Genomic DNA, 13,190 nt, shown 5'->3' with positions numbered 1-13,190 from the left:
GGTATTCTAACTCTTTTCTTTATACCCACCAGCATATTCAATTACACACATAATTCTATATTTTTTGTGTGAACCACAAGCTACCCCAGTAACTCGATAACCTGGGGTAAAAATATTTTTTCTGTGACCGCGATCGCTCACTCCATCATCTATGATTAATTGCATCACAACTTGTTGGGCTGTATTGGGACCATAGGCAATATTTTCTCCGATAACAGTTTGCCAAGAACCATAACGGTTTACCCTATTCCAAGGACGACTACCATCGCTACCATTATGACCAGTAGCACCTTTGGGTCCTTGATCTTTAACATGAGCTTTTGCACCTAAAGACATACCTTGAGATGGACGTAACGCTGGTACAGGTTTAGTCGCCTTTAAAGCACGAACGGCTTCATCTACTGGCTTTACTCCTTCCTTAGTTAAAATGTTTACTCCCCCAGGAAGTTTTAATATTTTGCCTCGATAAGAGCTTCTTAGTTTTTGGATTTGGGCTGCATAAGCAACGGGATTTGTCCGCGCCCGATTTGTTTCAGCAATTATACCTTTTTCTAAGGCGGAAAGATTTGGAGGAATGCTTGCTTTAGCTAACAGTACATCTTTTGATGATGTTGATTCCGAAATATCAGAAATAATTGCCTGAAATTTCTGCGTTATTTCCCTTGTTTGCTCTATTGCAGAAACTTTAAAATTGTTGAAATCTTGATTAACGCGACTATCAACATTATGGGGAATTAAATGGGTAGCAGCTAAAGTTGCTAATAAAGTAATTGGTGTTAATGTCCAAAATATTTTATGATTCATAATTAAATAAGTTTAATTTTAATACTCTTAATTTTTGGTTCTTATGGCTGCTCAATTTCTAAAATTAAATTTTACTTTTAAAATTTAAGGCTCAAAAATAATTAATACTGAGATCTTGCACTAACGAGAGTGCACGAGGCTGTGCCTTTTCATTAGACCTGTTGTATAAATATCTCTGACCCCACCCCAACCCTCCCCTTGCCAAGGGGAGGGAGCTAGTTTCCCCCTTTACTAAGGCAGGGCTGTTTCATTTTCCAAGGCAAATTCTTAAAGAAAGAGCGATCGCTACCTGATAAAATCACAGTGATCGCTCTTTTTTTTTAATAAAATCATGCTTGTTAGTCTAATAGAACACTTGAAGAAAGTCAAGGATTTTCGTAAAAGTCAAGGAAAAAGACATCCCTTATGGATAGTATTATTAGTAGTAGTTTTAGGGATGATGTCAGGGTATCAGGGCTATAGAGAAATTGGGCATTTTGTAAAATATGAGCAAAGGAATCTGATTAATAACTTGGAAATATTTACGGAAAGATTACCATCTTGTGCAACTATAAGAAGGGTAATGATGGGCATGGACTGGCAAAATCTCAGCGAAGTTTTTAATCAGTGGGCTAAAGAAAACTATCCGCAAATAGATGAAACAGACTGGTTGGCAATTGATGGAAAAAGTTTGAGAAGCACAGTAACAAACTATGCAGATAAATCGCAAAATTTTGGGGTAATAGTTTCTGTATTTAGTCAACTAACAGGATTAGTGATAGCCCTGAGTAAAATCGAGAATAAAAGTAAGTCAGAAATTGCCGAAGTTCAAGATATAGTAAGGAATTGCGGTTTTAAAGGAAAAGTAATAAGCGCCGATGCGCTGCATTGTAATCAAACTACAACTAGAGCAATTATCAAAAGTCAAAATAATTATTTAATTGCTTTAAAGAAAAACCAAAATAAATTGTATGAGCAAGTAAAAACTTTAACAAATATGATTGAGCCATCCAGCCGATGTATCACTAAAGAACAAAGTCATGGACGACAAGTAACTCGAGAAGTAACAGTTTTTAATAATATTATTAAATTGAAAAACTGGTCACATATTCAAAGCTTGATTAAAGTAGAACGCTGGGGATGGAGAGGAAGCTCACCATATCAAGAAACAGTTTATTACATCAGTAGCATGAGCGCAGATGCGGAAACGTTTAACCAAAGAATTAGAGGGCATTGGCGAATAGAAAATCAAGTTCACTGGGTCAAAGACGTAATTTTAAATGAAGATAAAATGAAAATTCATCAAATTCAAGCAGCTACTAATTTTTCCATTTTAAAAACAATAGTTTTGAATCTTTTTCGCGGCTTGGGTTTCATCTCTATAACCGAGGGAAAAAGGTGGTTAGGTAATCACTGGAACAAACTGCTCATTATGACGGAAGAATTGACTTAAAATTTGAAAATTATCAGCAGTAGTTTTCGTTAAAAAAATAACTTAAGAGGAGCTTCAAGCCTGATGGGATAAAGCATCGGAAAATTTATGCTGTGTATAGAGTTAATCTATCAAGGAATAATTAATTAAAGTTATATTAAACATTAGTGCTAAATTTTAATTTGATAAATAAAAAAGATTTAGAGTCAATGTTGGAAATATAATTCTGGAAAATGAAACAGCCCTGCTTTACTAAGGGGGGTATTTTCGACTTTTGCTCGTTGGTCTATTGTGAACCCAATGGTGCAAAATCTGAGTAATAGACATCATCGTGAATTAAAGGTGCGTTACTTAAAAATTATCAGCATCCTGCTTATGTCGCACTCGGCGTAAGTTTTGAATTAATCTACAACTTTTAAAAACCCTTTACGCACTCCATCAAATACTTTGTCGATCAAAATTCGGTCTTTTTCATCTAACGAATTTTGAGAAAGCAAACTAGACATCAGACGGTGCTGGTCTTTGCGAGTAATTTTGCGAGACTGCACGATCTGAGATACGAGATCTTCAACCTTAACTTGAGAAACTAACACAGGTATTTGCACTTTGAGGAAATTACTCTGCTATATTTCCATATTAGCTTTTTATTTCTCAAGGTAGCTGGTTAGCTTTAAATAAGGTAGCTCAAATTTTTTATTTGGAAGAAAAAGTATTTTTAGATTTTGAGGAACCATCGCTGGCGGTATAAGCCGTAAGCAACTGCTAACCATAACAATACTGTCAGGATGGCAAAAATTAAAGAACCATTGAGAACGCCAGCCCAAGATTGGAATAAATGCTCATTGATCCAAGCGTAAGTTGTGGGCGCATCTTCCCCTGCACCAATTTTAGTTTTTACTAATGTTTTAATCATCAAAACTGAAGCAACAAATACCAAAATGGCGTTCATACCTAAAATTTCAAAAGGACGACCCCATTCGCGCCGCTTCCGCACGTCAATTAGTTCGTAACAAGCTGCTAATAAAATTAAGGCTATTCCGGCTGTAAATAAAACGTAGGAACTTGTCCACAATTTTTTGTTAATGGGGAACCAAAAATTCCACACTTCCCCAACTACTAAACAACTAAGACCAGCAATTAACATATTAATGCTAGTGCGCGATCGCTCTGGTTGTTTTCTCAACCATTCACCTGTAAAGTAACCAATCAGCACACTGACGACAGCAGGTAAACTACTAAATAATCCTTCAGGATCTCCTAGTGAATTATAGTTATCACCTTTATATAAATGGGCAGCACCAATTATTAAGCGATCAATATAAGCACCAAAGTTTCCTTCACGGGTTAACACACCTGCGCCATAACCTGGAACTGGTACAAATGACATTATTAACCAGTATCCAATTAGTAATACTGCTGCTAATGCCCACTGACCTTTTTTTGGTAAAGTTAGAACCGCTAAAGATGCAAGTAGGTAAGCAACACTAATACGTTGCAATACACCCATAACACGGATTGTGCTAAAGTCGTAATTCCAAAAGCCATTAAGTAGCAAACCGAGAATAAATAATATTGCGCTACGGCGTAAAATACGCAAGTAAAGCTGTTTTGTAGGTTTATTGTCGCCTTCGGTGTATTTGGCAAAAGAAAAAGCCATTGCTACACCAATAATAAATAAAAAGAAGGGGAAAACTAAATCAGCAAACGTCCAGCCGTTCCAATCAGCGTGAGCGAGGGCGGGATATACTTGGTCTGCAACACCAGCCTTATTGACTAGAATCATGCCTGCGATCGCCATACCACGAAATACATCTAAAGAAGTTAGGCGCATAAGTGGTTCATATAAGTAGTGGAAAATGTTATTTAAGCATGACTAGCCTTTTTGAACAGCAGATCTCTACAAATCTTATAATTATTTTTGTTTCTTGACTAAAATGTTCTAGTGCCGTGATTTATTAGCGATCGCTCAAGTTCCTCAACGCAACCCATAATATGGCAAAAGATTTGTATCACGAGCAAGTTAAACGCGCTCTAGAAAAAGACGGGTGGCAAATAACTCACGATCCATACGAATTGCGTATAGGTGGGGTTGAAATGTATATAAATATTGGGGCAGAACAGATTATTGGTGCGGAAAAGGAAAATGATAAAATTGCAGTTGAGGTAAAAAGTTTTATCAGTCCATCAAGGATTTCTGATTTTCATTTGGCGCATGGACAGTTTTTAGATTATCGGTATGCTTTAGAAGATGAAGATCCAGAGCGAATCTTATATTTAGCAGTACCTCGTTTTGTTTATCAAACCTTTTTCAACTTAGCTTTTATTAATAGAGTGGTACAACGTAGTCAAATTAAGCTTTTAGTTTATGACATAGAAAAGGAGACGATTGAGCAATGGATAAAGTAGCTCTCTACAGACAATATATTCAACAACTAATCCAAGCAAAAGCTGATCGCTCGATGAAATCGGCAAAGAATGTTGAGGCTCAACCTATTTTTGATACCAAGCGCGATCGCTATCAATTGGTGTATGTGGGTTGGAAGCAGAATGATATCAGGGATTATGGATGTTTGCTACATTTGGATATTAAGAATGGCAAGATTTGGATTCAATATGATGGTACGGAAGATGGGATTGCCTATGAGTTATTAAAATTAGGTGTACCACATGAAGATATAGTTTTGGGTTTTCAACCTGCTAGGGTGCGCTCTGATACGGAGTTTGCTGTAGGTTAGGTTTAAATATTGATTGATGAATAGCGATCGCTAATTTAATTTTCATCAAGTTAAACGCGGGTATCATTTCAATCTATGCGATCGCCCCTGGAATTAGAAAAGTCTATTTACCAGAGGGAAGCTTTAGTTCGATGTTTAATTTGTTCCCTATTTCCATAACATTGTTTGTAAAGTCTGTCATACCTGCTATCCCGCTAAAAGTTACAGTAGCAGCAGTTAGTAAAGCTACTAGACGGTTTGTGAGTTTGCGTAAATTGCGTTCTTGTTCTGGCTTTTGAATTTCTGTTTCTACATCATCAATTTCAATGGTGATGTCATCGCGGATATCTGGTGGGAATTGGGCGGCAGTTTGGCGCAGGTTACCGATTAGTTGCAGAATTTCGCTGATGTTTGCGCCGCTTGTTTGGTTGAAGTTAGAGGCTTGCTGACTGGCGTTGTCTTTAACTTCGTTGGCAAAGTTGGCGATGTTTGGGTTTTGAAAGTTGTTTGTGTTTTGTGTCATCGGTTTATATTCTCCTTGGTGGTTAGTATTATAAATCTTGACTGTAAAGCGATCGCTTTCTGGATCAACTTTTTGTATTTTCTGACGCGATTCTAGTGATTCGTAGCCATCTAAAAGTTGACGCAGATCGAGTTTTAATCTTAGTTTGCCGATGGTGATTGTGGTTTCACCCATTGATTCTTGTCCGAGGAGTTCTTCGTAGTCGAGGGGTGGATGGTTGGGATGGTTGGGGACGGGAACCCATTCGGTGATTTCGAGATTGGGGAGGGAGTTGTGGATTTTTTTGAAGACATCGCGGAGAATGCCCAGAAATAAGCGGCGGGTTTCTTTGCGTTTGCTAATGGTGATGAAGATTTTTTTGTCTTCGGGATCGGCTTTGATCCGAGCGATGTTGTAGATTTCGTTGTTTTCTTGATAGGCAAGCATTACGCCACTGCGCCAATAGATTTGATTATGAATTTTTTCGTGGGTGTTGACGATGAAGCGGGAGATGATGCTTTCGGGGAGAACTTTGTAATGGTATTGAAATTCGAGGGTTTCGCCTTGGAGTTCTGTTTTGTCTGGTTGGTCTTTGGGCAGAAGTCCCGCAATCAGAAATTGTGGTGGGTCACATTCTAGTGCAAAGCAAAGTTCAAATTCTTTCATCAGCCCGATCAGATAGCCGTGACGCTGGGTGGGATAACGCTTTGGATCGAGGATGCGGGTGAGATCGGCAGAGGTGAAAATGCCTTTGGTTTTAGTTTTGAGGATTTCATCGCTCAGGAGCGCGTAAATGCCTTCTGTCACCCAGTTGGGTTTGAGGACGTTGGTATCTTTGAGGATGGGATGCTCACGGAAGTTGAGAACTAAGCCAAGTCGATGGAGGAGATCGATCAGTTGCTCTTGGTTTTGTTCTTCGGGAATATTGTTTTTGTAGCAGATGCCGATATAGCTACTGTAGCTGATGAAGTCTTCAGTCATGGATTCGAGTTGTTGTTTAACCTCGAACCATGAGAGTGGTAGAAGGTCGTAGACTTCTTTGAGCTTGCCGACTTGCTTCAAAATGGCGGTGCGAAGTTCATCAATGCCGATATTGTCTTGGCAGGAGGTTTCGATAATCGCTTGGATGTTAGGATATTTTTCGCGTAATGCTTTGCGGTTGATGTCGAGGGGTTGTTCGTCTTTTTTGTTGCCAACGATAATCACAGGGGACTGTCCGCCGAAGCTTTCGATTAGTTTTAGCCAATATTCAATGCGGTTTTCTTCTTCGCTGGTGCGACAATTACAAACTAGGAGATAGAGGCTGCGCTTAGTCAGAAAAAATTGATGGGTAGCATGATAAATTTCCTGTCCGCCAAAGTCCCAAACATTCAGGCGGATGTCTTTGCTATTGACCTGCACGTTCCAAGTTTCCACATTGAGTCCGTCGGTTTGGGGTTGATTTTTATCATATTTATTGCGGATTAGTCGCTCGATAAGGGATGTTTTGCCGACGCTGCCTTGTCCGATGAGTAACAGTTTAGCTTCGTGTAATGGTCGAGTTTCACTTGTGCTAATTTGCCTCAAGTAATTCAAAATCTCTTTTGCATCTTTTGAATTAAGCATTTCTAATGGAATATTGGTAATTGAATTGTCACTGAGGTCAAGCTGCGTCAGATTGGTTAATTTAGCTATCGCCTCTGGAATCTGGGTTATTTTGTTGGAACGGAGGTCAAGCTGCGTCAGATTGGTTAATTTAGCGATTGCCTCTGGAATCTGGGTTATTTTGTTGGAATGGAGGTCAAGCTGCGTCAGATTGGTTAATTTAGCGATTGCCTCTGGAATCTGGGTTATTTTGTTGTCACTGAGGATAAGCTGCGTCAGATTGGTTAATTTAGCTATCGCCTCTGGAATCTGGGTTATTTTGTTGTTAAGAAGGTCAAGCTGCGTCAGATTGATTAAATTAGCGATCGCCTCTGGAATCTGGGTTATTTTGTTGTTAAGAAGGTCAAGCTGCGTCAGATTGGTTAAATTAGCGATCGCCTCTGGAATCTGAGTTATTTGGTTGTTACTGAGGATAAGCTGCGTCAGATTGGTTAAATTAGCGATCGCCTCTGGAATCTGAGTTATTTGGTTGTTACTGAGGATAAACTGCGTCAGATTGGTTAATTTAGCTATCGCCTCTGGAATCTGAGTTATTTGGTTGTTAAAGAGGACAAGCTGCGTCAGATTGGTTAATTTAGCTATCGCCTCTGGAATCTGGGTTATTTGGTTGTTACTGAGGTCAAGCTGCGTCAGATTGGTTAATTTAGCGATCGCATCAGGTATTTCAGTTAGCTTTACTCGAATTAAGATAAGTTCCTCTAAATGTAGTATTTGCGTTACCACATCGGGAATGCTCTCTAAAGGATTGCCACTAATATCCAATTTACGCAAATTAGGCAAACCCAATAGTTCGAGTGGAAGCGTTTTTAAATTGTTGCCCGAAACCTTTTCGAGATAGCGGTCTCCTACAAATTCATAAGCTTCAATCTTCTTTCCCAAAATCAAAGACTCAAGCTGCTGCAACTTACCAATTTCCCCAGGTAACTCAGTCAACTCTTGCCCCGACAAGTCTAACTCTCGCCAACCCTCAGCCACGGCGCGATCTATCAGTTGCAATAACTCTTCCTGCGTCATAATTCCAAGGAGAAGGGTAAAAGGAAAGAAGATTATCTTAACTGATTAGGGAAAATGTTAGACCATCATTTTTTGGCGATCTCTCAGTTCGCTGTTTGGGATATTGCGGATTTAGGCGATGCTTGCGGCGGGCTACGCCAACGCGCCTTGAGATGATGGGAAAAGGCGATCGCATAACTTTAACTCTGGTTTCAGGCGTTTTATCATTTATGTAACCAAAATTTTATTTCCGCCCACCTACTTAGTACGATCAAAGTATTCATCCAAATCCCGACCGGATTAGCGATAATCAAGTTTAAAGGTAAAGACCCGTAGATCCAATGGTTAAAACTCCAACTCCTCAAACACAAAAGCTTTCTAAAGTAGAAGGTACTAAAGATCGCAGTAATTATTTGCGTCAACCAGTGGCAACTGAGATATATCAGGACACCAACTGTTTCACAGAAGATGCTATTCAAATTCTCAAATATCACGGGTCATACCAGCAAGACAACCGAGATAATCGAGTCAAGGGTCAGGAGAAAGACTACCAGTTTATGCTGCGTACTCGCAATCCAGGCGGGTTAGTGCCACCGCAATTGTATCTGACATTAGACCGACTGGCTGACGAATACGGCAATCAAACATTACGGGTTACAACTCGCCAAGGGTTTCAGATGCACGGGATTTTGAAAAAAAATCTTAAAAGTGCGATCGCGGCGATAATTAAAAGCATGGGTTCAACCCTCGGCGCTTGCGGTGATGTCAACCGTAATGTCATGGCTCCACCTGCTCCCTACAAAAATCGCCCTGAATATAATTATGCTTGGGAGTATGCGGACAATATTGCTGCCTTGCTGACTCCTCAAACTGGCGCGTACTACGAAATTTGGTTAGATGGGGAAAAGAGTATTAGCGCGGAAGAAAGCCCAGAAATCGTAGCAGCGCGGCAACGTAATGGCAATGGCACGATTGTTCACGGTACAGAAGAACCAATTTATGGGCAACATTATATGCCCCGTAAATTTAAAATCTCTGTAACTGTTCCTGGGGATAATTCGATTGATCTATATTCTCAAGATGTCAGCTTAGTAGTAATTACTAATGACCAAGGAGAATTAGAGGGATTTAATATTTATGCGGGTGGCGGTTTAGGTCGCACTCATAATAAAGAAGACACTTTTCCTCGCCTAGCTGATGAAATTGGATATGTAGATAAGGAAGATGTCTACGATTTAGTTAAGGCTATTGTAGCGACGCAGCGAGATTATGGGAATCGCTTTGATCGTCGTCATTCGCGGATGAAATACCTGCTGGAAGATTGGGGCGTTGATAAGTTCCGCGCTACTGTTGAGGAATATTTAGGAAAAGCGATTAAACCTTTTAAACCTTTACCCCAATGGAAGTACGAAGACTTCCTGGGTTGGAATGAACAGGGAGACGGTAAACTGTTCTTGGGTATTTCGATTGATAATGGTCGAATTAAGGATGAAGGTACGTTTAAGCTGAGAACTGCTTTGCGGGAAATTGTACAGCAGTTTAACTTGCCTATCCGCTTAACTGCCCACCAAAATTTGCTAATTTACGAGATTGAACCAACGCTACAACCTAAAATTCAGCAGATTCTTGAAAACTGTGGCGTTCAAGTAGATATTAATGTGATCGATCCATTGGTACGCCTTTCAATGGCTTGTCCTGCGCTGCCTACCTGCGGTTTGGCGGTTACGGAATCAGAACGAGCAATCCCTGGTATCTTAGATCGCATTCGGGCTTTGCTGAACAAGCTAGGGATGGATCAGGAACAATTTGTTATCAGAATGACTGGTTGCCCAAATGGTTGTGCGCGTCCTTACATGGCGGAATTAGGGTTTGTGGGTAGCCAAGCTGAAACTTATCAAATTTGGTTGGGCGGATCTGCCAATCAAACAAGGTTAGCTAAAGCTTATGTAGACAAGATGCACATCAATGACTTGGAAAGCTTATTAGAGCCAATTTTGGTATTTTGTAAGCAATCTCGTCAAGCAGGGGAAAGTTTTGGAGATTTCTGCGATCGCGTTGGGTTCGATGCTATCCGCGAGTTTTCTGCTACTTATGAGCCTGCAATTACTACGGAGGAGTTAGCTCAAATTAATACTGCTGATGAGATCAATAGCATTGCGACTACTTCAGAGACTACCCGCGTCAGCAAACACCGCCCTCGGATTAGTGTTAAGCCTGATGTTTATGCACGTCTCAAAGAATTTGCTACCAGCCAAGGCAAGCCACTAACTTTGTTGGTATCAGAGGTTTTAGATGCTTACTTGCAGGAAAATTCCCAGAACAATGATGATTAATTTTTTGTAAAACCAAGCAACAAAAAAATAATCAACAGCCCGCTAGTTGGTATAATTTACAACTTAGTGGGCATTTTTTTTGTGATTACGAATAAAGATGATATTTAGTTGATTAGGTTGATTTTAGTGATTTGCAAAGAGTAAAAAAATGAACAAAACTACCGCTCGATGGTTATCGGCATTGGGTGGCATCAGTGCAATAGGTGTTTCTCTCTGTTTTAGCCAAGCAACTCAAGGATCTGAGCTTAATTCTGGTTCACGAAGAAACCCTACAGATGTAATCTTGTCTGACTGGCAAGGTAGATGGGATTGTAACCTAGACGGTAGGCAGACAACTCTAGACTTTAAGCTAATAGAACAGTCGTTTTGTCAAGGAAATATTTGTCAAAATGCCTTCAAAGTTACAGGTCAAATGATTGATGGTAATACTGTTGTAAGTGAGCTAGAGTCAAGAGAATATGGACCTGGTGATCCGCCAACTGCTCGTTTAGATCACTTGCTGCCAATGCGTTTCAAAAGTACTGAGGAATGGTTGCCTTTACTGCTAATGATGCACACTGGTAATCGCAACTATGCAAGCGGCTTTGTGAGGTGGAATGGTATTCCCTATGGGCTACAGTGTCAGAGAGCTACTTCAAGATAAATTTTTTAAGGATTCAGTTTGGCTCAGTTACAAAGGTTAGCGATCGCACCGACGCAAATTCATCAGCAGCAAATTACTCTAACGCCTCAGCAACACCATTATTTGAGTAGGGTATTGCGGTTACGTCAGGGCGATCGCTTTATTGCTATTGATGGTAAAGGTAATTGGTTGCTGGCAAATTTAGCAGGAACGTCTGCTGAAATTTTAGAACAATTATCAATTGAAACTGAGTTACCAGTTACAGTAACTTTGATGGTAGCACTGCCTAAAGGTAATGGATTTGATGAGATTGTGCGTTGCTGTACTGAGTTAGGTGTTGCTGTGATTATGCCAGTAATGAGCGATCGCACTTTACTTAATCCTAGTCCCCAAAAATTGGAACGCTGGCGACGCATTGCTACTGAAGCTGCTGAACAATCAGAACGTCAGATTGTACCGACTATTTTAGATCCTCTAGCATTTAGTGCAGGTTTGTCCTTTTGTCAAGAGCAACTACATGAGGAATTAGTTAAAAATCATCAATATATCTGTGTTACTCGCCGTGATTGTGTCAATTTACTAGAGTGCTTACAACTAAAAGTTGATGGTAACAGTGATTACTCTCAATCAATTGTAATTGCTACGGGTTGCGAGGGAGGTTGGACAGATGCAGAAGTAGAGAGTGCGATCGCACATAATTTTCAACCTGTTTCTTTAGGTCATCGTATCCTGAGAGCAGTAACTGCACCAATTGTAGCTATGTCTTTAATTGCTGCGGCTACAGAAAAAATTTGAGCCTTTTATAACAGGAGTAAGTCGTTAATCAATTTATAATCCTATCCCCCAAATAATTAACTCTAAAGAAATATCTGCGTTTATCTGCGTTCATCTGCGGTAAAAACTCTTAAAAATTAACTTTTAAAGATCAGCTTTTATAATAATTAACTGTTGATAACATTACGAGCTAAATCAATTTTAATTAAAAACTAATATGCTTGAACAAGTTGCTGAAGCTTTTAAACGTAAACAATATCAAACAGTCTCGAAACTACTTAAGCAGTTAATTAAACAAGAGCCTCAAAACCCTTGGGTGCAGTTTTATGTAGGACGATTGTACGAAGAGACAGGTAAACTGGAATCAGCAGAAAATGTTTACCGACAACTACTAAAAGATACAACCCATCCTAAAATTATCCCTCAAGCTCGTCAGGGACTTCAGCGAATAGCAGATATTTTAAAACAACAACGGCAACAAGCGATCGCAGATGCTACTGCCACGCCTGAAAGTGCAGAAATAGGCGTGATGATTTTAGAATCTATTAACCCTGAATTTAAAAAAGTAGCAGCCCAAAAGTTAGCTGGCGTGATGGAAATTGATCCCTACACGGCGCGGCTACATTTACCTACTCGTGGTTGGCGCTTATATAAAATTGGTCGGATTGGAGAATTACAATTTTTAACTCAACAACTACAACCTGCTGCCATCCCTAGCTTTTCCGCATCGCTTACAGATATCGAAAAAATTAATATTTTACAAGTAAATTATTTTAAGTCTAATCTCTCTCAAGTCACTGTAGTTTGCAAAAATGATCAGTCTCACTTAGGTTCAATAACTTTCGATTGGTCAGAAGTCAAGCAGCGAGTAGAAGGACTATTACCTATATTTGAAGAAGTTGTAGATTTTGACGTTAAACGTAAACTGCAACGCAAAACTAAAATATTAGATTATGTTCAGTGTTGTGATTTACACTTACCAGAAAGAGGCAGTATTCTGAGGTTATGCGATTTCCAATACCAATTTCAACACAGCATTAGCCTTTCCCAAAAACAAGCAGATATTCAGGCAGTAACTAAGACAACCACTAGAAATAAATGGAATAACTTAATTAACTTTCTCAATCACCAGTTGCCCCAAACATCAATTTGGTCTGATTTTACTATCTTCGGTGAAACGGCAGTTAATCAAACTGAGTTGCTAGGTCGCATTAAGCCACACATTGAGCTATCCCGCAACATAGATACTCTTTGGGATCAAGCATTTCATTTATATAGTGGGTTAATTTTTTTAAGATCTATGCGTTAAAATTAAGCATTTTTGATATTAGGAGCAGGGTTGATTATTATGGGATAAAAACTTTTTTTGTGATCAATTTTTTATCCACAAAAT

Annotated in this window: 11 protein-coding genes; 7 read left to right on the top strand and 4 right to left on the bottom strand. The window is 39.4% G+C overall.

Translation table 11 applies throughout. From position 1 onward, the window contains the following. Nucleotides 1–6 precede the first annotated feature (6 nt). Entirely contained in the window at nucleotides 7–804 is a 798-nt protein-coding gene (locus CRI9333_RS13735) for a CAP domain-containing protein (RefSeq protein ID WP_015203761.1), read from the bottom strand. A 331-nt stretch (nucleotides 805–1,135) separates the two neighbouring features. On the opposite strand from CRI9333_RS13735, the gene CRI9333_RS13730 reads away from it, so the two are divergent. Next, on the top strand, nucleotides 1,136–2,236 hold the full coding sequence (locus tag CRI9333_RS13730) for an ISAs1 family transposase (RefSeq protein ID WP_015201778.1): 1,101 nt from the start codon (nucleotides 1,136–1,138) through the stop codon (nucleotides 2,234–2,236). 380 nt (nucleotides 2,237–2,616) lie between these two features. Here the strand turns inward: CRI9333_RS13730 and CRI9333_RS13725 are convergent, their stop codons facing one another. Together CRI9333_RS13725 and CRI9333_RS13720 are read right to left on the bottom strand one after the other, a co-directional pair. Continuing rightward, complete coding sequence (locus CRI9333_RS13725) at nucleotides 2,617–2,808, bottom strand: hypothetical protein (RefSeq protein WP_157462439.1); 192 nt, start codon at nucleotides 2,806–2,808, stop codon at nucleotides 2,617–2,619. 122 nt (nucleotides 2,809–2,930) lie between these two features. Further along, nucleotides 2,931–4,046 carry an acyltransferase family protein gene (locus CRI9333_RS13720; RefSeq protein ID WP_015203759.1) on the bottom strand — a complete coding sequence of 372 codons (1,116 nt, stop codon included), beginning with the start codon at nucleotides 4,044–4,046 and terminating at the stop codon, nucleotides 2,931–2,933. A 161-nt stretch (nucleotides 4,047–4,207) separates the two neighbouring features. On the opposite strand from CRI9333_RS13720, the gene CRI9333_RS13715 reads away from it, so the two are divergent. Both CRI9333_RS13715 and CRI9333_RS13710 read left to right on the top strand, forming a co-directional pair. Then, entirely contained in the window at nucleotides 4,208–4,621 is a 414-nt protein-coding gene (locus tag CRI9333_RS13715; protein WP_015203758.1) for a XisH family protein, read from the top strand. Next, nucleotides 4,609–4,950 (top strand): XisI protein, encoded by a 342-nt coding sequence (locus tag CRI9333_RS13710; RefSeq protein ID WP_015203757.1) that lies wholly within the window; start codon nucleotides 4,609–4,611, stop codon nucleotides 4,948–4,950. Before CRI9333_RS13715 ends, CRI9333_RS13710 begins: the two co-directional genes overlap by 13 nt. Before the next feature lie 103 nt (nucleotides 4,951–5,053). Here the strand turns inward: CRI9333_RS13710 and CRI9333_RS13705 are convergent, their stop codons facing one another. Continuing rightward, a complete protein-coding gene (locus CRI9333_RS13705; protein WP_015203756.1) occupies nucleotides 5,054–8,089 on the bottom strand; it encodes a leucine-rich repeat domain-containing protein in 3,036 nt (1,011 codons plus the stop codon). 320 nt (nucleotides 8,090–8,409) lie between these two features. On the opposite strand from CRI9333_RS13705, the gene sir reads away from it, so the two are divergent. From sir to CRI9333_RS13685, 4 genes are all read left to right on the top strand, one after another. Continuing rightward, nucleotides 8,410–10,401 (top strand): sulfite reductase, ferredoxin dependent, encoded by a 1,992-nt coding sequence (gene sir, locus CRI9333_RS13700; RefSeq protein ID WP_015203755.1) that lies wholly within the window; start codon nucleotides 8,410–8,412, stop codon nucleotides 10,399–10,401. Nucleotides 10,402–10,549: 148 nt separating this feature from the next. Further along, nucleotides 10,550–11,044 carry a DUF6006 family protein gene (locus CRI9333_RS13695; protein WP_015203754.1) on the top strand — a complete coding sequence of 165 codons (495 nt, stop codon included), beginning with the start codon at nucleotides 10,550–10,552 and terminating at the stop codon, nucleotides 11,042–11,044. An 18-nt stretch (nucleotides 11,045–11,062) separates the two neighbouring features. Beyond that, on the top strand, nucleotides 11,063–11,818 hold the full coding sequence (locus CRI9333_RS13690; protein WP_015203753.1) for a 16S rRNA (uracil(1498)-N(3))-methyltransferase: 756 nt from the start codon (nucleotides 11,063–11,065) through the stop codon (nucleotides 11,816–11,818). Between the two features lie 196 nt (nucleotides 11,819–12,014). Then, entirely contained in the window at nucleotides 12,015–13,106 is a 1,092-nt protein-coding gene (locus CRI9333_RS13685; protein ID WP_015203752.1) for a tetratricopeptide repeat protein, read from the top strand. Nucleotides 13,107–13,190: the final 84 nt, after the last annotated feature.

The organism is Crinalium epipsammum PCC 9333 (genome assembly GCF_000317495.1).
Lineage (GTDB): Bacteria > Cyanobacteriota > Cyanobacteriia > Cyanobacteriales > PCC-9333 > Crinalium > Crinalium epipsammum.
This window is presented reverse-complemented; position numbering and strand designations above follow the sequence as displayed.